General features: G+C 32.7%; 25 protein-coding genes. 13 read left to right on the top strand and 12 right to left on the bottom strand.

The features are described from left to right. Nucleotides 1-172 precede the first annotated feature (172 nt). From JM80_RS07395 to JM80_RS16665, 6 genes are all read left to right on the top strand, one after another. Nucleotides 173-1,093, top strand: coding sequence for a hypothetical protein (locus tag JM80_RS07395; protein WP_144709608.1), 921 nt, complete (start codon nt 173-175; stop codon nt 1,091-1,093). Between the two features lie 2 nt (nt 1,094-1,095). Beyond that, the gene (locus JM80_RS07390) at nt 1,096-2,250 is read left to right on the top strand and encodes a gliding motility-associated C-terminal domain-containing protein (protein WP_144709607.1); all 1,155 of its coding nucleotides are present in this window, start codon (nt 1,096-1,098) and stop codon (nt 2,248-2,250) included. A gap of 31 nt (nt 2,251-2,281) precedes the next feature. Continuing rightward, nucleotides 2,282-2,737 (top strand): GNAT family N-acetyltransferase, encoded by a 456-nt coding sequence (locus JM80_RS07385; protein WP_013620197.1) that lies wholly within the window; start codon nt 2,282-2,284, stop codon nt 2,735-2,737. Between the two features lie 5 nt (nt 2,738-2,742). Then, complete coding sequence (locus tag JM80_RS07380) at nt 2,743-3,489, top strand: M15 family metallopeptidase (RefSeq protein WP_013620198.1); 747 nt, start codon at nt 2,743-2,745, stop codon at nt 3,487-3,489. A gap of 44 nt (nt 3,490-3,533) precedes the next feature. After that, a complete protein-coding gene (locus tag JM80_RS07375) occupies nt 3,534-4,301 on the top strand; it encodes a M48 family metalloprotease (protein ID WP_013620199.1) in 768 nt (255 codons plus the stop codon). 120 nt (nt 4,302-4,421) lie between these two features. Continuing rightward, complete coding sequence (locus JM80_RS16665; RefSeq protein WP_013620200.1) at nt 4,422-4,589, top strand: DUF6747 family protein; 168 nt, start codon at nt 4,422-4,424, stop codon at nt 4,587-4,589. Between the two features lie 105 nt (nt 4,590-4,694). Here the strand turns inward: JM80_RS16665 and JM80_RS07370 are convergent, their stop codons facing one another. Beyond that, nucleotides 4,695-5,120, bottom strand: a complete 426-nt coding sequence (locus tag JM80_RS07370; RefSeq protein ID WP_144709606.1) for an ankyrin repeat domain-containing protein — start codon at nt 5,118-5,120, stop codon at nt 4,695-4,697. Between the two features lie 239 nt (nt 5,121-5,359). Between JM80_RS07370 and gpmI the strand changes: the two genes are divergently transcribed. The 4 genes from gpmI to JM80_RS07350 all read left to right on the top strand — a co-directional run bounded on the left by gpmI (nt 5,360) and on the right by JM80_RS07350 (nt 9,396). Then, nucleotides 5,360-6,877, top strand: coding sequence for a 2,3-bisphosphoglycerate-independent phosphoglycerate mutase (gene gpmI, locus JM80_RS07365; RefSeq protein WP_144709605.1), 1,518 nt, complete (start codon nt 5,360-5,362; stop codon nt 6,875-6,877). Nucleotides 6,878-6,930: 53 nt separating this feature from the next. Beyond that, complete coding sequence (gene map, locus JM80_RS07360) at nt 6,931-7,737, top strand: type I methionyl aminopeptidase (protein WP_144709604.1); 807 nt, start codon at nt 6,931-6,933, stop codon at nt 7,735-7,737. 23 nt (nt 7,738-7,760) lie between these two features. Beyond that, nucleotides 7,761-8,552, top strand: a complete 792-nt coding sequence (locus JM80_RS07355) for a DUF3667 domain-containing protein (RefSeq protein WP_144709603.1) — start codon at nt 7,761-7,763, stop codon at nt 8,550-8,552. Nucleotides 8,553-8,631: 79 nt separating this feature from the next. Then, nucleotides 8,632-9,396 carry a class I SAM-dependent methyltransferase gene (locus tag JM80_RS07350; protein ID WP_038504760.1) on the top strand — a complete coding sequence of 255 codons (765 nt, stop codon included), beginning with the start codon at nt 8,632-8,634 and terminating at the stop codon, nt 9,394-9,396. Nucleotide 9,397: 1 nt separating this feature from the next. Here JM80_RS07350 and JM80_RS07345 read toward each other — a convergent pair whose 3' ends face one another. The 10 genes from JM80_RS07345 to JM80_RS07300 form a co-directional block, all read right to left on the bottom strand. Further along, entirely contained in the window at nt 9,398-10,432 is a 1,035-nt protein-coding gene (locus tag JM80_RS07345) for an FAD:protein FMN transferase (protein WP_013620206.1), read from the bottom strand. Then, complete coding sequence (locus JM80_RS07340; RefSeq protein ID WP_013620207.1) at nt 10,410-10,769, bottom strand: hypothetical protein; 360 nt, start codon at nt 10,767-10,769, stop codon at nt 10,410-10,412. The genes JM80_RS07345 and JM80_RS07340 overlap by 23 nt, the downstream gene beginning before the upstream one ends. Nucleotides 10,770-10,853: 84 nt before the next feature. Continuing rightward, entirely contained in the window at nt 10,854-11,252 is a 399-nt protein-coding gene (locus tag JM80_RS07335; RefSeq protein ID WP_013620208.1) for an ankyrin repeat domain-containing protein, read from the bottom strand. Between the two features lie 187 nt (nt 11,253-11,439). After that, nucleotides 11,440-11,823 carry an ankyrin repeat domain-containing protein gene (locus tag JM80_RS07330; RefSeq protein ID WP_144709602.1) on the bottom strand — a complete coding sequence of 128 codons (384 nt, stop codon included), beginning with the start codon at nt 11,821-11,823 and terminating at the stop codon, nt 11,440-11,442. 224 nt (nt 11,824-12,047) lie between these two features. Beyond that, complete coding sequence (gene nqrF, locus JM80_RS07325; RefSeq protein WP_013620210.1) at nt 12,048-13,355, bottom strand: NADH:ubiquinone reductase (Na(+)-transporting) subunit F; 1,308 nt, start codon at nt 13,353-13,355, stop codon at nt 12,048-12,050. A gap of 2 nt (nt 13,356-13,357) precedes the next feature. Then, a complete protein-coding gene (gene nqrE / locus JM80_RS07320) occupies nt 13,358-14,092 on the bottom strand; it encodes an NADH:ubiquinone reductase (Na(+)-transporting) subunit E (protein ID WP_144709601.1) in 735 nt (244 codons plus the stop codon). A 27-nt stretch (nt 14,093-14,119) separates the two neighbouring features. Continuing rightward, on the bottom strand, nt 14,120-14,767 hold the full coding sequence (locus JM80_RS07315; protein ID WP_013620212.1) for an NADH:ubiquinone reductase (Na(+)-transporting) subunit D: 648 nt from the start codon (nt 14,765-14,767) through the stop codon (nt 14,120-14,122). A 3-nt stretch (nt 14,768-14,770) separates the two neighbouring features. After that, a complete protein-coding gene (locus tag JM80_RS07310; RefSeq protein ID WP_013620213.1) occupies nt 14,771-15,520 on the bottom strand; it encodes a Na(+)-translocating NADH-quinone reductase subunit C in 750 nt (249 codons plus the stop codon). Between the two features lie 20 nt (nt 15,521-15,540). After that, entirely contained in the window at nt 15,541-16,743 is a 1,203-nt protein-coding gene (locus tag JM80_RS07305; RefSeq protein WP_144709600.1) for an NADH:ubiquinone reductase (Na(+)-transporting) subunit B, read from the bottom strand. 3 nt (nt 16,744-16,746) lie between these two features. Continuing rightward, nucleotides 16,747-18,096 (bottom strand): Na(+)-translocating NADH-quinone reductase subunit A, encoded by a 1,350-nt coding sequence (locus JM80_RS07300; protein ID WP_013620215.1) that lies wholly within the window; start codon nt 18,094-18,096, stop codon nt 16,747-16,749. A 183-nt stretch (nt 18,097-18,279) separates the two neighbouring features. On the opposite strand from JM80_RS07300, the gene JM80_RS07295 reads away from it, so the two are divergent. From JM80_RS07295 to pruA, 3 genes are all read left to right on the top strand, one after another. Continuing rightward, entirely contained in the window at nt 18,280-19,524 is a 1,245-nt protein-coding gene (locus JM80_RS07295; RefSeq protein ID WP_034646779.1) for a type IX secretion system plug protein domain-containing protein, read from the top strand. Nucleotides 19,525-19,780: 256 nt separating this feature from the next. Further along, nucleotides 19,781-20,167, top strand: coding sequence for a Co2+/Mg2+ efflux protein ApaG (gene apaG / locus JM80_RS07290; protein WP_013620217.1), 387 nt, complete (start codon nt 19,781-19,783; stop codon nt 20,165-20,167). 92 nt (nt 20,168-20,259) lie between these two features. Next, entirely contained in the window at nt 20,260-21,888 is a 1,629-nt protein-coding gene (pruA, locus tag JM80_RS07285) for an L-glutamate gamma-semialdehyde dehydrogenase (RefSeq protein WP_034646778.1), read from the top strand. Between the two features lie 319 nt (nt 21,889-22,207). Here pruA and rsmG read toward each other — a convergent pair whose 3' ends face one another. Next, the gene (gene rsmG / locus JM80_RS07280) at nt 22,208-22,843 is read right to left on the bottom strand and encodes a 16S rRNA (guanine(527)-N(7))-methyltransferase RsmG (protein ID WP_034646800.1); all 636 of its coding nucleotides are present in this window, start codon (nt 22,841-22,843) and stop codon (nt 22,208-22,210) included. Between the last annotated feature and the right edge of the window lie 45 nt (nt 22,844-22,888).

Raw genomic sequence — 22,888 nt, 5'->3', positions numbered from 1 at the left:
TAACCCCTAAAATTTAAATCTATAATCAAAAAAACCGAGTTACTTTTAGTTCCCCAAGTAATTCATCAAATTAAACAAACTACTACTACTTCTATTTACTAGTTACAAATCAACAACCAATAGCAGACTAGTATATTTTTTAGAAATAGTTAAAACCAATAATTTAATGACGATGAAAAAAATAATTTTTAAACTAATGTTACTAGCTCCAATAGTAATATCTTATGGCCAAATAGACCCTAACCTATTGTTAGGACTTACAACTGCAACTTCTGCTGAAATAAGTGGAATAACCGGTTCGTTAGAAGGTTCTATTTTGTATAATACAGATGAAAAACGCATCTATTTATACAACTCATCCCTTTGGCAAAAAATTCCAGATATCACAGATTTAATACCCGCAACCTATACCCCCGGTTCAATTTTATACACCAATTCATCTGGAGAACCTGAAGAGGACAACAATCAAATTTATTGGAACAGTACCAATAACAGACTAGGAATTGGAACTAATACTCCAACAAACAAAGTACAAGTTACTGGTGCTATAAGAAGTGCAGGTTTATTAAATAGTGATGGTAACCAAGGTGAACCATCATTTAGATTTAATGGAGATACCGATACAGGTATGTACAGAACTGCTACCAACGAACTTAATTTTAGTGTAGGCAACAAGGAGGCTATTCGCATAGACAAATACAGCTCTACCAACTCCCAAGTTTTAATTAGTGAGCGTTTAGGTATTGGTTTTAACTTGCCTGAAGACCTTGCATACTCTGGAGAAAATGCGCATTCTACCTTAGATGTTAAAGGTTCTGTTTCTACAGCTATAGATGTTACCTCTGGAGATTTAGCTTTAGATGAAACCCACCATACTATAATATTAGGAGGTGCTCATAATATAACATTACCTGACGCATCTACCTGTAAAGGCAGAATATATATTATTAAAAACCCAATACTTTTTGGGATTGGAATAACGGCAAACATAAGTACTTACAAAAGTTTATTAGGCTTAGATGTAAACTTAATAATTAGTCAAAAAACTATCTGGCTACAAAGTGATGGCACAGATTGGCAACAAATACAATAATAATGAAACACATACTTTTCTATATATCTCTAAGTGTCTCTTGTATACTAACATCACAAAATGTGGTGCACAATACAGGGAACTTAAAAATTTTTAATGACGGACAAATTGGTTTTCATATTGATTTGACAAACGATGGAAATTTTGACCAAAACGAAGGTTTAGCCGGTTTTTATAGTGATGATACCAGGACTATCTCCGGAGCTTTTAAACCTGTTTTTAATGATATGGAAATTGTAGTTACCAATGACTTATTTTTAGATGTAGCCGTTGGTATAACCAACAATAACAATTTTATTTTAGGTGATGTAGTTACTCCCAGAAACGCTACAGATATAAATTTAGATTTTATTAACTACGCCTTTTATAATGGTGATGGTAACCTAACAAAAGTAGATGGTTACGCTGCTGTAACAGACAAATACAACTTTAGTTTCCCTGTTGGCGATGCTGATAAAATTAGACCTCTTTATTTAGATTCTGAAACAAATAACAATACTGCAAAGAGCGCTTACTTTTATGAAGACCCTAATTCTCCATCAACATTTACAAAAACCTTTAATACAGATAATTTTGCTGATATTTTAACCGCTGTAAGTACATATGAGTTTTGGCACCTAGAAGCAGACACCAACTCTAAAATTACATTAACTTGGGATGATGATAGCAGTATAGACAGTTTTACTGATACTATTGAAGATTTACGCATTGTAGGATGGAACAAAACATTAAACATTTGGGAAAATCTAGGCAATATAGATATAACCGGAAACTTTAGTTCTGGCTCCATAACGTCAGATACTTTTGTGCCAAATAATTATGATATAATTACCTTTGGGAGTAGTTTAAGTGCTATTTCTACTAATTTTGAAAACTATTTTGTATCTCCAAATAATGATGGTGTAAATGATTTTCTTTACTTTAAAGAAGTATCGTTATCTCCTACAAATAACAACTTAAGAATATATAGCAGATGGGGAAGAATTGTTTATGACAAAGATGCTTACAACAATACTTTTGGAGGTATAGCTAATGTAAGTGGCGTTGTAAAAGCCGGTAATGCTCTACCAGATGGTGTTTACTTTTATATTTTAAATTTAAAAGATGTAAATATTATACACCAAGGGTATATCTATTTAGGAAAGCAAAACCAATAATGCGTACTTTTGTTTTTCATTTATTAACAGTATGAAAGACCAAAAAGAACTTACATTTAAATTAATTTCTGCTATTGAAACTTACCCAGTTAGACATCCTGTATTAAGAGCAGGTAAACCCCTATCTTCGTGTGAGTTTTCTGGAGATAATTTAAAAACTACTTTTCATATTGGCGCATACCAAAACAACCAATTAATAGGTGTTGCAAGCCTGTTACAAGTAAAAAATACTTCTATTTTAAATGTTTTTGCTTACCAACTTAGAGGAATGGCCATAGCTAATGAACACCAAGGAAAGGGGCTTGGCAAAAAAATTATTAACTATGCAGAAACAATTTTAAAAGAAAAAGGCGTTTTATTATTGTGGATGAACGCCAGAGTAAGCGCAATTCCTTTTTATACAAAATGTGGTTATACCAAAAGTGGCAGCATTTTTGACATACAAAAGGTGGGACCACACGTGGTTATGTTTAAAAAATTAAATTAAGAGTTATGCAAAGAAGATCATTTATTCTAAAAACCGGAATTATAGGTGCTGCCGCAATTACGGCTCCACAACTTATTTTTGCTCAAGAGCAAGAAGAAGAAGTTACCTATTCTATTGAAGAGTTAATGGGTAAAGCAGATATAGATTTGTATGGCAAAGGAATTAACCTAAGAAAAGAAGCCCATGATGCTTTTAAAAAAATGAAAGTAGCTGCTTACAGTGCTGGCATTGATTTAAAAATAGTATCCAGCTATAGAAATTACTACAGACAAGAAGGTATTTGGGAACGTAAGTATTTAAAATATACAGACGATCAAAAAATGAAACCTTTAAATGCTATTGATAAAATTATTGAATACTCTACTATTCCTGGTACAAGTAGACACCATTGGGGAACAGATATTGATATTATAGATGGCTATCAAAAAACTAGCGGAGATGTTTTAGTTCCTAAAAAATTTGAAGAAGGTGGGCCGTTTGAAGACCTTAAAAAATGGATGGACGAAAACGCGAACGACTTTGGTTTTTACTTAGTGTATACTAACAACAAAAAACGTAGAGGTTTTAAATATGAGCCTTGGCATTATAGCTATGCCCCTATTTCTAAACCTATGCTAGAACAGTTTAGAGGTAAAAATATTATGAGGTTGGTAAAAGAGCAACAACTTTTAGGTGGTGAACACTTTACTGCTGGCTTTTTAAAATCTTATATAGTAAACAATATTTTAGATATTAATCCAGAACTTTTATAACTCTTTTTGTATCTTGGTTTTTAACTAACCAAGAATAAACTATAATGAGAAGAGGAAATTGGAAAATAAGAATACTTATAGGACTTGCCATTGTTGCTTTTGCATACATACAAAGGTGCAGCAATAAAGAAGAAAACCCGTATACCGGTAGAGTGCAAAATATTAATATGGATGCCAATCAAGAAATTGCTATTGGTTTACAAAGTGCTCCACAAATGGCACAACAACACGGAGGTTTATATCCAGACCAAAAATTGCAAAATTTTGTAGATGCTGTTGGCAACAAATTAGTACAAAATAGTATTGCTAAAGACACTCCTTACAAATACGAGTTTCATTTATTGGCAGACGAAAAAACCATTAATGCTTTTGCGTTACCAGGCGGACAAATATTTATTACCTATGCCCTATTCTCTAAGCTTAATGAAGCACAATTGGCTGGTGTTTTAGGACATGAAATAGGACATGTAATTGGCAGACATTCGGCAGAACGTATAGCAGACAGCAATTTTTGGCAAACATTATCTACAGGGGCATCTGTTGGTGCAGATATGGGAGGTGTTGTTAACGGTATAGGGCAAAAAACCTTACTCACTAATGGTCGTGGAGACGAATTAGAAAGTGATGAACTTGGAGTGTTATTTATGATACAATCTGGTTACAACCCAGAAGAAATGATAGCTGTAATGAAAATTTTAAAGGCAGCCGCAGGACCTAACAGGCAACCAGAGTTTCAAAGCACTCACCCAGATCCTGAAAACAGAATAGAAAAAATTAAAGAAGCAATAGAAAAATATAAAAACGAAAAATAACTATTCGACGAAATGCATTTTAATCTCGTTATTTTTATTTAGCTTTGTAGCATCCCAAACCTAACTTGTTGTTTTTAACCATTATAGCTTTGAGAATATTAATTCTAAAAAAGAGACTATATGGGAAGGCTACTAGAATACAAACGAATTTATTTAAGCGCATTTGACAATTGCAGACCAATACTGGCTGTGATTTTATTAAAAGCATATTCATTTTTTTGCTTTGCGCTAATATCTATAACTGTCTATGCATTTTTATACAGAGCATTTACAGGGTTTAGATTCTAAAAAATTATACTTTTTTACGAGAACACCTAAAAGTATTACCTAATAAAAAAATCCCTTTGAGTTTTCTTCAAAGGGATTTTTTGGTTGATGATTGTTGGATGAACTCTACTTTCTTTTTCTTTTATTTTTTCTTGCTAACTTTTTTTCTTTAGCTACTTGCTCTAAAAATGCTATAGTTTCTTTTGCATTAGATAATTCTGCGTGCTTCATTATTGTACGTCCTTTATCGCATTTAATTCTAATATCTGCACCGTTTGCTACAAGCATCTCTAAAATTTCTACCTTATTGTATCGCGCAGCAAATATAGCAGGCGTCATACCATTAGACTTTTTATTTACATCTTCTCCAAATTCTATAAGTTTACGTACCGTTTCTACATCGCCCTTTAAAATAGCCATACAAAAAGGGTTTACGGTTTCTAAAGCAACATTTACTACTTTGTAATTTGGTAATACTGCATTAACATTTGCTTTTACTACTGTTGTTGCTACCACTAAAGCAGCCGCAAAAACTAAAATTGTTTTTTTCATGATGATTGTTGTTTTTTGATTTAATTGATGAATTGTATACACAGATAAAGACGACAACTAGGAACATATGTTTCAGTAAAAACTGATTATAACATAATTTTAACAGCTGTTTTAAGAAACGATATCGTTTTAGTTAAACCAATACGTTAACACTTTCTAAAAAAATGAAAAAAAGACAAGTAAGTTAACCATAAAACTTAATAATTGGTGCTATTTTTGAGTAGCAAAAAAATAAAAAGATGAACAAAAAAGTTATTTTAATGATTTTAGACGGATGGGGGAAATCTCCAGATCCTAAAATCTCGGCCATAGAAAACGCAAATACTCCTTTTATAGATGGATTGTACACAAAATACGCAAACGCTAATTTGTTAACCGACGGAATGAATGTTGGCTTGCCTGAAGGACAAATGGGTAACAGTGAAGTTGGACATATGAATTTGGGTGCTGGCCGTATTGTTTATCAAGATTTAGCAAAAATTAACTTAGCTATTAAAGAAAATACTCTTAAGGATGAGGAAGTAATTAAAAACGCCTTTAAGTATGCTAAAGAAAATAATAAAGCTGTTCATTTTTTAGGTCTTCTTAGTAATGGTGGTGTACACTCACACACTTCACATTTAAAAGGGTTAATTACAGCTGCTGAAAGTTATGGTGTAGAAAATTCTTATATACATGCTTTTACAGATGGTAGAGATGTTGATCCTAAAAGTGGTAAAAGCTACATAAATGATATTATTACCTTTTGTAAAGATAAAAACACCAAATTAGCAAGTGTTATTGGTCGTTACTACGCTATGGATCGTGATAAACGTTGGGAGCGCGTTAAATTAGCATATGACTTATTAGTTAATAATGCCGGCACAAAAACCAACAATGTAGAGCAAGCTATACAAGATAGCTATGATAACGATGTTACAGATGAATTTGTTAAGCCAATTGTTGTAACAGATAAAAATGGTGCCCCAACAGCAAAAATACAAGAAAATGATGTTGTTATTTTCTTCAATTTTAGAACAGACCGTGGTAGAGAACTAACAGAAATGTTAAGTCAGGAAATGTTTCATGAGTACAACACACACCCATTGAAACTGTATTATGTTACAATGACAAATTATAACGAAGCCTATAAAAATGTGCACGTTATTTATGACAAAGCAAATATTGAGGAAACTTTAGGTGAAGTGTTATCTAAAGCAGGAAAAAAGCAAATTCGTATTGCTGAAACAGAGAAATATCCTCACGTTACATTTTTCTTCAACGGTGGTAGAGAGGTTCCTTTTGATGGTGAGCAGCGTATTTTATGTCCGTCTCCTAAGGTTGCTACTTATGACTTACAGCCAGAAATGAGTGCTTTTGATATTAGAGACGCTATTATACCAGAATTGAACAAAGCAGAGGCAGATTTTGTTTGCCTAAACTTTGCTAATCCAGATATGGTAGGCCATACAGGAGATATGCAAGCCGCAATAAAAGCCTGCGAAACTGTAGACAGTTGTGCAGAAGCTGTAATTACTGCAGGTTTAAAAAATGATTACACTACTATTGTAATAGCAGATCATGGTAATTGTGAAACTATGGTAAACCCAGATGGGAGCCCTAACACTGCACATACAACCAATCCTGTACCACTAATTTTGGTAGACAAAGAATTAAAACAAATTAATGATGGTGTTTTAGGAGATATAGCACCTACAATTTTAAAATTAATAGGAGTAAAACAACCAGAGCTAATGACACAAAAATCTTTAGTTTAAGATTTTTAACGTTATAATACTGTTTTTATAAGATTGTTTTACCTTTGCAAACTATGGTAAAAATTAAAACACCTGAAGAAATAGAAATAATGCGCGAAAGTGCATTAATGGTTTCTAAAACATTAGGCTTAATTGCTAAAGAAATTAAGCCTGGTGTAACTACATTGCAGTTAGATAAAATTGCAGAAGAATTCATTAGAGATAATGGTGGTATTCCTGGTTTTTTAGGATTATATGATTTTCCTAACACATTATGTATGAGCCCTAACCAACAGGTTGTACACGGCATACCTAATAATAAACCATTAGAGAATGGCGAAATTATATCTGTAGATTGTGGTGTATTAAAAAATGGTTACTACGGAGATCACGCATACACTTTTGAAGTTGGAGAAGTAAATCCGGAAACTAAAAAATTGCTTGATATTACTAAGCAATCTTTATATGTAGGTATAAAAGAATTTAAAGCCGGCAATAGAGTTGGTGATGTTGGTTTTGCAATACAACAATTTTGCGAAGCGGAAGGTTATGGTGTTGTTCGTGAACTAGTTGGCCACGGCTTAGGCAAAAAAATGCATGAAGGACCAGAAATGCCTAACTATGGTAAACGCGGTAGAGGCAAAAAGTTTGTTGAAGGTATGGTAGTTGCTATAGAGCCAATGATTAACCAAGGTACAAGAAAAATTGTACAGCATAGTGATGGTTGGACAATTACAACTTTAGATAACAAACCAAGTGCACATTTTGAGCATGATGTAGCAATTGTAAATGGCAAACCACAATTATTATCTACTTTTGATTATATTTATGAAGCCCTAGGAATAGAGAGTAATGAAGAGGATGAGTTTAGGGTAAAATAACAACCTAACCACATCTTTAATTTATGAATTGTAAAACGTGCAATACAGGCATTACAAACACACATAAATATTGCTCTAATTGTGGAGCAAAAATAGTTTTAGACAGAATATCATTAAAAGGCGCATGGCAAGAGTTCATTGGGCCTTTTTTTAGTTGGGACAATAACTTCTGGAAAACCTTTTTTAACTTATTTACAAAACCTAAAGAGGTTTTAGAGGCTTATATAGGTGGTGCTCGTAAAAAATATTTTCAGCCATTTTCATATTTGGTAGTTTACGCAACTATTGCCTTAATTATTAATAAAATTTTTCCTAGTACAGAAGTAGCAGATTTTACTAACGGTATCAAATCCGGTTTAGGGGATGCTAACCCCAAAGCTCCAAAAGAGGCATTAGAAAGCATAAATATAATTTATCAGTTTTACTCTAATTATTATAATCTAATTATAATATCTAGCATTCCTGCGTATAGCTTACTAACATATTTAACTTTCAAAAAAAGAGACCATAACTACTCAGAGCACTTAGTTTTTAACGCATACATACAAGCCAATTTAGGCTATATACTTATTGCTTCACAACTTATTTTTTTTAACCTTATAGGGCTTTCAAAAGGACTAATTTCAAGTGCTTTTATACTTATATCTGCTGTTTATGGATTATATGTTTTCATAAAATTATATCAACTTACTATTAAACAAACACTCTATGCCTTTTTTAGATATGCGGGCTATATTATACTAGCTTTTATTACTTTAATGATTTTAAGTATTGGTGTTGGTATTTTGTATGCAATGACAATAAAAACTAGCTAAAACATACTTTTAAAGTATATTTACGTTTTAATAATTGCTACACAAATATGAAGCAAGCATTTAGTACCTAAATACATTTATGAAAAAGCTTTTTAAGACTATTTTAAACACCATACCTAGACCACTATTAATAAAACTAAGTTATGTATCACGTCCCATACTAACATTTTTTATGCGTGGCAAAACCTATGTAGACCCAATAGATGGCAAAGGCTTTAAAAAGTTTTTACCGTACGGATATGAAAAGCAACGAGACAATGTATTATCTCCTTCAACACTATCGTTAGAGCGCCATAGACTTCTTTGGCTTTATTTACAGAGCGAAACAGACTTTTTTACAGCAGATCTTAAGGTGCTACATTTTGCACCTGAACAAGCGTTTTATAAGCGTTTTAGAAAAATGAAAAATTTAGAGTACACTACCACAGATTTAGAATCTCCTTTAGCAGATGTAAAAGCAGACATATGCAACTTACCTTTTAAAGACAATAGTTATGATGTTATACTATGCAACCATGTTTTAGAGCATATACCAGATGACACCAAAGCTATGCAAGAAATGTACAGAGTTTTAAAACCTGGCGGATGGGGAGTTTTTCAAATACCACAAGATTTAAGTAGAGAAAATACTTTTGAAGACGATACCATAACAGATAAAAAAGAACGTGCTCGTATTTTTGGACAGTATGACCATGTACGTATTTACGGCAAAGATTACTTTGCCAAATTAAGAAAAATAGGATTTACGGTTGAAGAGGTAAACTACACTAAAAAATTACCACCACAAGATGTTAAAAAATATTGCTTAGCCCAAGGAGAAATAATACCCGTAGTAAAAAAATAGCCTACTCTAATAGTAAATCTTTAAAGCCTTTTGTAATATATTCTTTTGTATTACCATCATCATCCAAATAAATAATGTAGGCTTGCAATGTAGAGTCTTTTTCAATTATTTTTTTAGAATCTTCTAAATCCATTGCCATAAAAGAAGTTGCATAACCATCTGCTTTAGCACAGTTACCGGTAATAATAGTTGTTCCTAAAACTTTAGCGTTTTTAGTATACCCAGTTTTTGGATTTAATGTGTGCACATATTTTTCTTTGGTAACTGGATCTACTCTAAAATGCCTGTAATTACCTGAAGATGCCATAGCTACATTTTTAAGTGTTACGGCTGCTTTATAATTGGTTCGGTCTTCAACCTCAGGGTCATTAATACCAACAACCCATTTTTTCTTCTTTTTTAAATTTTCGCCTTTAGCATAAATCTCTCCTCCTACTTCAATTAAAAAGTCTGTAATACCCTTACTCTCTAACATTACTGCTAGTCTGTCTATAGAATACCCTTTAGCAATAGCATTAAAATCAAACAAAATGTTAGTATTTGCTTTCTTTATGGTGCCTTTATTAGTTAGTTCTACTTTACTAAAACCAACATACTCTAACAAGCTATCTACTTTAGAGCTGTCTAATTTTATTTGCTCTCCTGGCCCAAAACCCCAAGCATTTACTAAAGTCCCTACAGTAGGATCAAAATAGCCATCAGTTTTGCTATTAATATCTTTAGACAGGTTAAAAACCTCTTTAAACATATGGTCCACTTGTAAGGTAGAATCTCCTTTATTAATTTTAGAAATGTCTGATGAAGGCATATAGGTAGACATAGACTTGTTTATCACTTTAAAAACTGAATCTATTTCTTCTTGAAAATTAGTCGTTTCATTTGTAAAATAAATAATACTGTATGATGTACCCAGAGCAGATCCATTATTTCGGTTCTCTACAATTTTAGATTTATTATCATTTTTACAAGCTGTAAATAAGCAACCGGTAGCAATAAATAGCACTACTTTTAATTTATACTTTAATAAGTCCGTCATAATCTACTATATATTCTTCATTTAAATACACTGGCAAGTTAGGGTCTGCTGCATTAGTTAACCTTACTCCTGCATAATAAGCAGTAGCATCCATTTTTTCTGCATGATCTTTCATTTTTTCCATAAAAGGAATGTCGTATGCATTAGGATTGTTAGGGTAAGCAATTGCCCTAACAACTATAAAATGTAAAACTTTATCTTTTAAACACACAAATTGAGGGTTACGCTTAGGTTTACTGTTAACACCCATAAACTCATACCCATTTGCCTCTAAATGCTTACCAACAATGTTCATTGCCAAGTTATGTAGCTCTTGCTCTGTTAATGGTTTTCCCATACTGCAAAATTAGAATAAAAAAAGAGACTGCCCCAATAAAGAAGCAATCTCTTTCTAACTAAATTAAATAAGAAATCTTAAGCTCTATAAGCTTTTTAAATATTTTACAGCAGCATGTGCATTGGCAGCTTTAGCATATTTTAATGCCGTAACACCAATTTTAGATTTTGCCTTAACATTTGCACCATTTGCTACTAAAAGCTTCATAAGCTCTACTTTATTATATCTTGCAGCGTACATTAATGGAGTCATACCCATTGTACCTGATTTTTGATTAATATCTGATCCAAATTCTAAGAATTTTTTAGTGGTATCAAAATTACCCTTAACAACAGCTATGCTTAAAGGAGATAAATCCTTAATAGTTGTTTTTTCAATTTTTAAATTTTTCTTTAATACTGGTTTATCCGGACCATTACTAGCTGATAAACTTGTTGCTACTAAACTAAATACGATTCCGAAAGCGATAATTGATTTTTTCATGATAATTGTTTTTTGATGTGATGATTGTTTTTTTTTGATTTTAATAATGTTGTTTTGACACTACACTTATATAGACGATGAAAAATTTATTTTGTTTCAGAAATTTTTCATTATAACTTTTATTTAACACTGATTAGGAGTTAGTTAAAAGCTTGTTAACGTTCTAAAAACAAGTTGTTAGCATTGCTTAAATTGATTGCAAAAAGGCCACTGCTTCTAAGGCTTTAGATAATTTTGCATAGCCAAGTGCCGTATAGCCAATTTTAGATTTTAATGTAGTATCTGCTCCATTACTAATTAACAGTTTTAACAATTTAACATTGTTATACCTTGCTGCATACATTAAAGGTGTCATACCTGTACTAACAGATTTTTCATTACTATCTGCTCCATACGCCAAAAAACTTGCCGTTGTACCATAGTCTCCTTTTGCTACTGCAATACTTAAAGGCGAAACATTTTTAATTGTTGTTACATTAATTTTTTTTACAGGTAATGGCTTTTTCTCTGATGCTACAGAAGTTGCTACTACACTTAATAAAAGACTACATGCGATGATTGATTTTTTCATGATTGATGATTTAATTGATTACTAAATTTTAATTACAATGTAAAAGTAGAACAGTAATACAGTAAAAAAAATAGTTTTATGATGAACGGTAATAACCAAGAAACGAACGGTGAAAAGCAAGACTTTAATTAAAAATGCATATTTAAATAGAAGTCACATTAAAAACAGTGCATAAAAAAAGCCAGTACAAATGTACCGGCTTTTAAACTTATATTTTTTTAGACTTATCCTCCAAAGTCATCAAATCTGATGTGCTCATCTGGAATACCAAAATCTTCACCCATTTTCTGAACAGCTTTGTTCATTAAAGGAGGTCCACAGAAATACAATTCAATATCTTCTGGAGACTCATGATGACTTAAATAATTATCTATTACACAATTATGAATAAATCCTACAAAACCATCACCAGGTGCATCTATATTTTCTTTTACTTTCCAGTTATCTTCTGGTAAAGGCTCAGAAAGTGCTAAGTAAAACTTAAAGTTAGGGAATTCTTTTTCTAACTCGTAGAAATGATCCAAGTAAAATAACTCTCTCTTAGAACGTCCACCATACCAGTAAGTAACTTTTCTTCCTGTTTTTAATGTTTTAAATAAGTGGTATAAGTGAGAACGCATTGGCGCCATACCTGCTCCACCACCAACATAAAGCATTTCAGATTCAGACTCATTAATAAAGAACTCACCGTAAGGTCCAGAAATAACAACTTTATCTCCTGGTTTTTGTGCAAATATGTAAGATGAAGCTACACCTGGGTTAACATCCATCCATCCGTTTTTAGCTCTATCCCAAGGCGGAGTAGCAATACGTACGTTTAACATAATTTCACGACCTTCTGCAGGGAAAGAAGCCATTGAGTAAGCTCTTTCTACAGTTTCTTCGTTTTTCATTACTAAAGGCCATAAATTAAATTTATCCCATTCTGCCTGAAACTTATCTGGAGTTTCATGCTCTTCAGGGTGAGCCGTAATATCTATATCAGAATACTTAATTTCACATTCAGGAATTTCTATCTGAATATATCCACCAGCTTTGTAGCCCATATCTTCTGGAATTTCAACTACAAATTCTTTAATAAATGATGCAACATTGTAGTTACGTACAACTGTAGCATCCCATTTTTTAATACCAAATACTTCTTCAGGAATGGTAATTTCCATATCCTGCTTTACTTTAACCTGGCAAGCTAAACGCGCACCGTGGTTTAATTCTTTTTTAGAGAAGTGAGGTGTTTCTGTTGGTAGAGCATCTCCACCACCAGATAAAACGTGACACTCACACTGTATACAAGTACCACCACCACCACATGCAGATGGTAAAAATATTTTTTGGTTACCTAATGTTGTAAGCAAAGAACTACCAGAGCCTACTTCAACCTTCTTTTCTCCATTAATGGTTATAGTAACAGGACCAGAAGGAGATAATTTTTCTTTTGTAAAAAGTAAAAGAGCAACTAATAATAACAATAACGCCATAAAAGCAATTACCGTAATTACAATTGTACCTATTGTGCTTGTAGCTAAAATCATTCTTATTTATTTAAAGCGTTATTGTAAGAAACTGAATTTTCATCAATTTCATTTTTAACTTCCTTGTCTTGTGCCTTCTGTGCAGTTTCTTTTGCTTCTTTTTTAGGAGCATCATCACCACCAGTTAACATACCACCAAAGCTCATAAAACCAATAGCCATAAGACCTGTGATTATAAACGTAATACCTAAACCTCTTAAAGGAGCAGGAACGTTAGAGTATCTAATTTTTTCGCGAATTGCAGCAATAGCTAAAATTGCTAAAAACCAACCAATACCAGAACTTATACCGTAGTTAAAAGCCAAACCTAACGTTTGTATATCTCTAGATTGCATAAATAAAGAACCACCTAAAATGGCACAGTTTACAGCAATTAAAGGTAAAAATATACCCAGAGAGTTATATAATGATGGCGAAAACTTTTCTACTACTATCTCTACCAATTGTACCATTGTTGCAATAGTTGCAATAAATAATATAAATGATAAAAAGCTTAAGTTATAATCTGCATAATCTGGCCCTAACCAAGCTAAAGCACCATCTCTTAACAAGTACTGATCTAACAACCAGTTCATAGGTACAGTTACTGCAAGTACAAATATTACTGCAGCACCAAGACCTACGGCTGTGGATACTTTTTTAGATACTGCCAAATAGGAACACATTCCTAAAAAGGTAGCAAATACCATATTATCTATAAATATGGATTTAAAAAATAATTCTACATGTTCTAACATAACATTGTATTTTTTATATAACTAGTTCTAGTTTTCTTCTATTAATGCTTTATTTCTTGAACGTTGCACCCAAATAATGATACCAACTACTATTAATGCCATTGGAGACAATAACATAAATCCGTTGTTTTCATATCCTATGGCATACAATCCTGTTTTCTCAATAGGATCTCCTAATACTTTAAACCCTAATAAAGTACCAGAACCTAAAAGTTCTCTAAAGAAACCAACAATAATTAATATTAAACCATAACCAAATGAGTTTCCAATACCATCTAGGAAAGATCTCCAAGGTCCGTTTGCTAATGCAAAGGCCTCAAAACGTCCCATAATAATACAGTTTGTTATAATTAACCCAACAAATACAGAAAGGGTTTTACTAAGTTCATATGCAAATGCTTTAAGCACTTGATCTACTATAATAACTAAGGCAGCTACTACTACCAATTGCACAATAATTCTAATTTTAGAAGGTATAATGTTTCTCATTAAAGAGATAACAACGTTACCTATTCCTAATACAAACATTACTGAAACCGCCATTACTATTGACGCTTTTAACTCTGCTGTAATTGCCAATGCAGAACATATACCTAATACCTGTATAGTAATTGGGTTGTTATCTGCTAATGGATCTAATATTAGATTTGCATCTTTTTTAGAAAGTAATCCCATTTCTTATTTTTTAGCTATAGTTTCTAAATAATCTTGATAAAGTTTAACGCTTTCTTTTATCATAGCTGTTACACCATTACCTGTAATGGTTGCACCTGCTAAAGCATCTACTTTATTATCATCTTTTCTTTCGTTTATTGGGTCATTGTTACCTTTAGCAACACTAATTCCAACAAATGCTCCGTTGTTTAAAATAGATTCTCCTTTAAAATCATCCATAAAATAACGTTGCTTTATGTTTGCTCCTAGACCAGGTGTTTCTCCTTTATGATCAAAAAACACACCTTGCACTTTTAAATCTTCGCCTACTGCAACAAAGCCCCAAATAGCATCCCAAAGACCTTTACCTCTCATTGGTATGATGTAAGATTTTACACCATCTTTTTCACCAATAAATAATGGTAATTTTCTAACTTCGCCATTTTTAGCTGCTGTTTCTTGCTTTTTTAAATCTATTAAATAAGCTTCGTCATTTGGCGTAATTTTACCATTTTCAATAACTATTTGCTCTTTAATATATTTTTTAAACTCAGCTTCTACTTTATCTGTAGGTATAAAATTTATACTCCCTTCGTCTACATTATCATTAACACCCATTGCATAAAGGATGTTTTGTTGCTTCTCAAACTTTTCATTCATCTTAATTTTACCACTTAAACTAGATGCAGTAAATGCTAAGATAGAACCCACAACTACAACCATAATGGCTGCAAAAATGACGGTGTAACTATTTTTATCTGTATTAATTGCCATATCTATTCTTTTAACGCTAATTAAGCTGTAGCTTTATTTGATCTTTTTAAACGTTTTTTTACATTACTTTGCACTACATAATGATCTATAGTTGGAGCAAAAACGTTCATTAATAATATTGCTAAGAATACGCCTTCTGGATAAGCAGGGTTAAACACTCTAATTAAAACAGAGATAAACCCAATAAAGAAACCGTAATACCATTTTCCTTTATTAGTTTGTGAACCAGTTACAGGATCTGTAGCCATATATACAATACCAAAAGCTAAACCTCCAACAAGTAAATGTTGCCAGAACTCAAAGCTCATTAATCCGTAAAACTTACTTCCTTCACTAATCCAATCTGCACTAACAACCCCGTTAAAGATTAAGCCCATTGTTAAAGCACCTATTACAGCACTTAACATAATTCTCCAGCTAGCTATTTTTGTAAAGATTAAAAATAAACCACCTAATAGAATTAAAAACGTAGACGTTTCACCAACAGAACCTGGTATAAAACCAAAGAACATATCTGAAATTGAGTATGATGCATCTGTATTTTGAGCTAACTGTCCTAAGATAGTTTCACCAGAAATAGCATCTGCAGTACCAGCTCTTTCTACAGCCTCGTGTACCCATACTTTATCACCACTCATCCAAGTTGGATAAGCAAAGAATAAAAATGCTCTAATTGTTAATGCTGGGTTTAAGATATTCATACCTGTACCACCAAAAACTTCTTTCCCTATTACAACACCAAAAATAACTGCTATAGCTAGCATCCATAATGGTGTATCTATTGGTACAATTAATGGTACTAACATACCAGTTACCAAGTAACCTTCTTCTACCTCATGTCCTTTAATAACAGCAAAAACAAACTCTACTGCTAAACCAATTACATAAGATACTATTACCAATGGTAATACCGTTGTTAAACCTACTAAAAAGTTATCCCATGTTATAAAATCATTTAGTAATGAAAAATCTGCAGGGAAACCATTAATTGCAGAATAATGTTGGTAACCCGCATTAAACATCCCGAAAATTAAAACCGGAATTAACGCCATTATTACCGTATTCATTGTACGCTTTAAATCATCTGCTGCTCTTACGTGAGACCCAGAGTGCGTAGTTTCATTAGGCAAGTACAAAAACGTATGGATTGCATTAAATGCAGGCGCCATTTTTTTGCCTTTATACTTTTCCTTTAAATTGTGTAATTTATTTTTAAGACCCATCTTTTATCCTATTTCTTTTTGTAATAAGTCCAACCCTTCTCTAATTATTTGCTGATGCGGTTGTTTAGATATACAGATAAACTCTGTTAAAGCAAAATCTTCAGGTGCAACCTCATACAATCCAAGTTGTTCCATTTCATCTAAATCCTTTATCATACAAGCTTTTAGCAGTTGCATTGGATAAATATCTAATGGAAAAACTTTTTCATAAGCACCAGTTACCACAAATGCTCTATGTTCTCCGTTAGTATTGGTATTTAAATCGTATTTTTTCTTAGGGTTTAACCAAGAGAAAGTCATTGCTCTAGTAGACGATATTTTGTTAAAAACTGGCTTATTCCAACCAAACAACTCGTAATCATCTCCTTCAGGAATAACAGTTACTGTGTTATTATAAAACCCTAAATACCCTTCTGGGCTAGTTTTAGAACCTGTTAACACATCACCATTAATTACTCTAAAGTTCTCTATAGAAACTCCGCTACCATATAAAAATGTAGAAATTTCTGATCCAATAGTAGTTGTGTAATATTTTGGAGATTTAACTGCAGAACCTGCTAATGCAATAGTTCTTTGAGGGTTAAATTTACCTGTTAACAACAACTCACCTATTATAACTAGGTCTTGTGCATTAACTGTCCAAACTACTTCTCCTTTGTTAATAGGATCTATCTTGTTTATTTGTGTACCCACTAAACCTGCTGGATGCGGACCAGCTACTTTATGTTCTGTTACACCAGACAAACCAGACAATGGAGAGTTGCTACTACCCACAGAAATGTGCACTTGGCCAGATGTTAAAGTTGCTAATGCTGTAACAGCCGCTTGCAACTCTTTTTCTTTGCCTTGTAACACGTAATCTAAATTGGCTGCTAATGGGGCTGTTGTATACCCAGAAATAAATATAGCCTTTGGAGCCACATTAGGGTTTGCAACAACATCATACGGTCTTTGTTTTACAAAAGGCCAACAACCAGACATTAGCAACTGCGACTTTACGTCTTCTGCAGATGCGCTTGCCAAGTTTAGCGTACTGTGTTCTACTACTTCACCACTTTTATTAGCGCGTATTTTCAGCGTTAATATTTTTCTCCTTGCACCTCTTACAATTTCAACAAGCTCACCAGACACAGGAGAAACAAACTTCATTTCTTCTACATCTTTGTTGTAAAAAATAGGTTCACCTGCTTTTACAGTTGCCCCTTCTTTTACCAACATTTTTGGCATTATCCCGTGAAAATCATTAAGATTTATTGCATAAACATTGCTTAAAACCGCTTTAGAAGTAGTTTGCTCAGCGGCACCGACTAGGTTTATATTTAAGCCTTTTTTTATTCGAATGTCTTTAGACATATTATTGCAGACCTTAGGTTAACAAAATTTCGTGCAAATTTAAAGTTTTAAGCGCAAACTTCCTTGTTAAATCAGCTAAGATGTTTTTATTTATATTAATTCTAAATAAAATTTTAACACTTTTTATCCACGTAATTTTTAGGCATAACTTTTGCTTATCTTTGTGATACAATTATTATATAAATGAAACACTACTCTTTTTTACTTTTTATAATTTTAGTTAGTTTCTCTACTTACGCACAAAACGCTGTAGAAAAAGATGCTCCTAACCATATAAAATCTATTGTATTTAAAGGACCTACAGAAGATCAATTTCCTATTGCACAATTGGGAGATAAAATTTATTTAGAGTTTGATGACTTAACTGCCTCTGAAGAAGATTACTACTACAAAATATCATACTATAATTATGATTGGTCTCCGTCTACACTGTCCAAATCTCAGTATTTAAGTGGCTTTGACAATCTTAGAATCACAAATTACGAAAATAGTTACAACACACTACAAGCTTACTCTAATTACCGCTTACAAATACCCAATAGCAGCATTAGTTTAAAGGTAAGTGGCAATTATATGTTAGAAATATACAACAGCTATAATGAGCTTCAATTTTCTAGACGCTTTATAATTTACAAGGATGCTGTAGCAGTAGGCGTTAGTCCAAAAAGAACAAGAGACTTTGAGTTTCTAAACCAAAAGCAAGCCATACAAATTGCCATAAACGCAGGTAATTTTCAACTTATCAACCCAAAAAAAGAGGTTAAAGTTACAATTTTAAAAAACTACTACTGGCCTACTGCAATTACCAATTTAAAACCACAATATACAATTGGTAAGGAGTTGTTATACAAATACGACAAAGAAAGTAGTTTTTTTGGCGGTAATGAGTTTTTAAATTTTACCACAAAAGATTTACGCGCAACTAGCACTGCAATTGCACGTGTAGAGATGAAAGAATTGTACAACCACTATATGTATGCAGATCTAATTAGAGCCAACGAGCCTTATACCTATTACCCAGATATTAATGGCGACTTTGTAATTACAACGCAACAAGGTGAAGATGCCTCTAGAGAAGCAGAGTACACCAACGTACATTTTAAATTACCTTACACTGACATTATAGGATTAAATGATGTTTATGTATTTGGCAAGTTTAACAATTACGCTATTACAGATGAGAATAAAATGACTTACAATGAAAAAACCGGTTATTTAGAAGCTAAAATTACACTTAAGCAAGGTTTTTACAATTATAAATATGTTATTAAGACCGATAAAGGAGAACTAAAGCAAAATGCAATTGGAGGCAATTTTCATTTTACAGAAAACAATTATTTAGTATTGGTTTATTACAGAAATTTTGGCGACCAATATGATAGCGTTATTGGAGTTGGAAGTGGCAACTCTAGAAACATTACCAACTAACAAAAAACCAACTCCGGCTCAATGAACAGGTGTAATTGCCTGTTTGCCGAAAAAAAGTTCATTCAGCGAATATATGAAAGCTGAGTAAGGTACTTTAAATTTTACTTTTTATATTTGTATGTAGCGAATGTGTCACACTCATAGCAAGTTACACATTTCTACTTTAAAATAAGAAGAAGTATTACAACGTAATAAAGTATTCTTTTTTTAGACATAATACACAGATTGAGTATTATATTTTTTAAAGTTAAAACGTATGACTACACAAGTTACTAAAGGCATAAAAATATCAGTAAGCACCAATTTTGAAGGTACATTTTTTAAAAACTACAAAATGCACTACGCATTTGGCTACACTGTAACTATAGAAAACCTAAGCAAAGACTCTGTACAACTAACCTCTAGACACTGGGAAATTTACGACTCTTTAAATGACTTAGAAATTATGGATGGAGAAGGCGTAGTTGGCAAAAAACCAGTTTTAAACCCAGGGCAATCTCATACATACAACTCTGGCTGCCTATTAACATCTCCTATTGGCGCAATGCGCGGACACTACAATATGATAAGCTTTACAGATGGTAAAAAATTTAGAGTTTACATTCCTAGTTTTAAATTTAGCGCACCTTTTGCTTTAAATTAAAAAATACCTATTTCTTACTTTCTAATTGTTTTAATAACGAATAGGATTTTACTACATTTGTTACAATTATTTAATTTATAAAACGTAGCACAATGGGTAAAGGATTTTTTGAAGTTCCAACCGCTTTTAACGAACCAATAAAAAGCTATGCTCCGGGAACACCAGAGCGCCAAGCTGTATTAGAGCAATACAAAGCTTATTACAACGGTAATGTAGATGTTCCTTTATATATTGGAGCAGAAGAGATAAAAACTGGTAACACAAAACCAATGTCTCCTCCGCATGATCACAAACATGTTGTAGGTCAATACCATTTAGCAGAAAAAGAACACGTAACTAAAGCTATAGAAAATGCTTTAGAATCTAGAGAAGCTTGGGCAAACCTTGCTTGGGAACAACGTGCTGCTATTTTTTTAAAGGCAGCAGAATTAATTGCTGGTCCTTACAGAGCTAAAATAAACGCTGCCACAATGATGGCACAATCTAAAACTATACACCAAGCAGAAATAGATGCTGCTTGTGAACTTATAGACTTTTTACGTTTTAACGTAGAGTACATGTCTCAAATATATGCAGAGCAGCCAGATTCTGCAGAGGGTATTTGGAACCGTGTAGAATACCGACCTTTAGAAGGCTTTGTTTATGCAATTACCCCATTTAACTTTACTGCAATTGCCGGTAACCTACCTGCTAGTGCCGCTATGATGGGTAATGTTGTTTTATGGAAACCAAGTGATAGTCAAATATTTTCTGCAAAAGTAATTGTAGATATTTTTAAAGAAGCTGGTGTACCAGATGGCGTTATTAATGTTGTTTACGGAGACCCAGTTATGGTTACAGAAACTGCATTAGCTAGTCCAGATTTTTCTGGTTTACACTTTACAGGTTCTACTTATGTTTTTAAAGAACTTTGGAAGCAAATTGGTAACAACATACACAATTACAAAACCTACCCTAGAATAGTTGGCGAAACAGGAGGTAAAGATTTTATTTTAGCTCATAAAACTGCTAATCCTGCACAAGTAGCTACTGCAATTGTACGTGGCGCTTTTGAATTTCAAGGGCAAAAATGTAGTGCTGCATCTAGAGTTTACTTACCTAAATCTACTGCTGATGAAGTATTAGATTTAGTAAAAAGAGACCTAGACTCTATTAACAAGCCAGGTTCACCTGAAGATATGAGCAACTTTGTTACAGCTGTTATTCATGAAGGTTCTTTTGATAAACTTGCCAAATACATAGATGGTGCTAAGGCTGATGATAATGCAGAAATTGTAGCTGGTGGTAATTATGATAAATCTAAAGGTTACTTTATAGAACCTACTGTAATTGTAACTACAGACCCTAAATATACTACAATGGAAACTGAACTTTTTGGTCCTGTTGTAACTATTTACGTGTATGATGATAAAGATTGGAAAGAAACACTTAAGTTAGTTGATGGTACATCTGAGTATGCATTAACAGGTGCTGTATTATCTACAGACCGTTACGCTATAGAAGAAGCTACAAAAGCATTACAAAACTGTGCTGGTAACTTTTACATTAACGATAAACCAACAGGAGCTGTAGTTGGCCAACAACCATTTGGTGGTGCAAGAGCATCAGGAACCAACGACAAAGCTGGCTCTGCACAAAACTTACTACGTTGGGTTTCTCCAAGACTAATTAAAGAAACATTTGTTACACCAACAGATTATAGATATCCATTTTTAGGATAAACCTTTTTTAAATATAAATTTAAAGCCAAAACAAGCAGGTAATTATCTGTTGTTTTGGCTTTTTTATGCTTAAAAATCAAGCTCTTGCGGCATAAAATTGCTTTTTAAACAATTTTAATGTAAATTTAACGTTAAGCTAATGTAAACATATAGTTTACTTATTGTAAATTTGTATAATTAAACAGAAAGACCATGAAAGAGAGCGTTACACACACAGAAAAAAAGAGAAAAAAAATTAGCATAACCAACATATACAGCTATATGAAGAGTTATGCTAAAAATTGCAAGTATTCTTTTAACAGAATGCTTAGTATTTAAATTACCCTTTGTACTTTAAAGGTAAATAAACCACTTTTTTAGTTTCAAAAAAGTCTTCAGAAAAATGATCTGAAAGGTTGTATATCTCTGTAGTTTTATAATCTTTTAATTCTTCAGATAAATCGCCACCTTTAAGGTACAAAATACCATTACGGCGTTCATGCAAAGATTCTTTTTTAATACGCCCTTTAATCCAACGAACAAATGTGGGCATAGCGGCTACCGCTCTACTAACTATAAAATCAAACTTAGTATCTAAGTCCTCTACCCTCATATGTTTAGCGGTAACATTAGTTAATCCTAAACCGTCTACAACGTGTTGTACTACTTTTATTTTTTTGCCAATTGCATCAACTAAAGTAAATTGGGTTTCAGGAAAAAGAATTGCCAAAGGTATGCCAGGAAAACCACCACCAGTACCAACATCTAGAACAGTTGTTCCTGGTAAAAACTGCTGAAATTTAGCAATGCCAGTAGAGTGCAATACATGACGTAGATATATTTCATCTATATCTTTCCTAGAAACCACATTAATTTTTTGGTTCCAATCTGCATACAATGCTTCAAGCTGTATAAAATGTTGCTTTTGCTCTTCTGTTAAGTCTGGAAAATACTTAAAAATAATATCTGCTTTCATATATTTTATCAAAGTTTTGGCAAAAGTAAGCATTTCCATAATCAT

Source organism: Cellulophaga sp. RHA_52, assembly GCF_007827205.1.
Lineage (GTDB): Bacteria > Bacteroidota > Bacteroidia > Flavobacteriales > Flavobacteriaceae > Cellulophaga > Cellulophaga lytica.
This window is presented reverse-complemented; position numbering and strand designations above follow the sequence as displayed.

Bases quoted from the DNA above. Each gene is read 5' to 3' on its own strand.
- JM80_RS07305 (WP_144709600.1), bottom strand. From the start codon at position 16,743: ATGGGTCTTAAAAATAAATTACACAATTTAAAGGAAAAGTATAAAGGC.
- JM80_RS07310 (WP_013620213.1), bottom strand. From the start codon at position 15,520: ATGGCAATTAATACAGATAAAAATAGTTACACCGTCATTTTTGCAGCC.
- JM80_RS07345 (WP_013620206.1), bottom strand. From the start codon at position 10,432: ATGACGGACTTATTAAAGTATAAATTAAAAGTAGTGCTATTTATTGCT.
- JM80_RS07380 (WP_013620198.1), top strand. From the start codon at position 2,743: ATGCAAAGAAGATCATTTATTCTAAAAACCGGAATTATAGGTGCTGCC.
- JM80_RS07300 (WP_013620215.1), bottom strand. From the start codon at position 18,096: ATGTCTAAAGACATTCGAATAAAAAAAGGCTTAAATATAAACCTAGTC.
- map (WP_144709604.1), top strand. From the start codon at position 6,931: ATGGTAAAAATTAAAACACCTGAAGAAATAGAAATAATGCGCGAAAGT.
- nqrF (WP_013620210.1), bottom strand. From the start codon at position 13,355: ATGATTTTAGCTACAAGCACAATAGGTACAATTGTAATTACGGTAATT.
- JM80_RS07390 (WP_144709607.1), top strand. From the start codon at position 1,096: ATGAAACACATACTTTTCTATATATCTCTAAGTGTCTCTTGTATACTA.
- JM80_RS07295 (WP_034646779.1), top strand. From the start codon at position 18,280: ATGAAACACTACTCTTTTTTACTTTTTATAATTTTAGTTAGTTTCTCT.
- nqrE (WP_144709601.1), bottom strand. From the start codon at position 14,092: ATGTTAGAACATGTAGAATTATTTTTTAAATCCATATTTATAGATAAT.
- JM80_RS07350 (WP_038504760.1), top strand. From the start codon at position 8,632: ATGAAAAAGCTTTTTAAGACTATTTTAAACACCATACCTAGACCACTA.
- rsmG (WP_034646800.1), bottom strand. From the start codon at position 22,843: ATGAAAGCAGATATTATTTTTAAGTATTTTCCAGACTTAACAGAAGAG.
- JM80_RS07335 (WP_013620208.1), bottom strand. From the start codon at position 11,252: ATGAAAAAATCAATTATCGCTTTCGGAATCGTATTTAGTTTAGTAGCA.
- JM80_RS07355 (WP_144709603.1), top strand. From the start codon at position 7,761: ATGAATTGTAAAACGTGCAATACAGGCATTACAAACACACATAAATAT.
- JM80_RS16665 (WP_013620200.1), top strand. From the start codon at position 4,422: ATGGGAAGGCTACTAGAATACAAACGAATTTATTTAAGCGCATTTGAC.
- JM80_RS07385 (WP_013620197.1), top strand. From the start codon at position 2,282: ATGAAAGACCAAAAAGAACTTACATTTAAATTAATTTCTGCTATTGAA.
- JM80_RS07395 (WP_144709608.1), top strand. From the start codon at position 173: ATGAAAAAAATAATTTTTAAACTAATGTTACTAGCTCCAATAGTAATA.
- apaG (WP_013620217.1), top strand. From the start codon at position 19,781: ATGACTACACAAGTTACTAAAGGCATAAAAATATCAGTAAGCACCAAT.
- JM80_RS07370 (WP_144709606.1), bottom strand. From the start codon at position 5,120: ATGAAAAAAACAATTTTAGTTTTTGCGGCTGCTTTAGTGGTAGCAACA.
- pruA (WP_034646778.1), top strand. From the start codon at position 20,260: ATGGGTAAAGGATTTTTTGAAGTTCCAACCGCTTTTAACGAACCAATA.
- JM80_RS07330 (WP_144709602.1), bottom strand. From the start codon at position 11,823: ATGAAAAAATCAATCATCGCATGTAGTCTTTTATTAAGTGTAGTAGCA.
- JM80_RS07340 (WP_013620207.1), bottom strand. From the start codon at position 10,769: ATGGGAAAACCATTAACAGAGCAAGAGCTACATAACTTGGCAATGAAC.
- JM80_RS07375 (WP_013620199.1), top strand. From the start codon at position 3,534: ATGAGAAGAGGAAATTGGAAAATAAGAATACTTATAGGACTTGCCATT.
- JM80_RS07315 (WP_013620212.1), bottom strand. From the start codon at position 14,767: ATGGGATTACTTTCTAAAAAAGATGCAAATCTAATATTAGATCCATTA.
- gpmI (WP_144709605.1), top strand. From the start codon at position 5,360: ATGAACAAAAAAGTTATTTTAATGATTTTAGACGGATGGGGGAAATCT.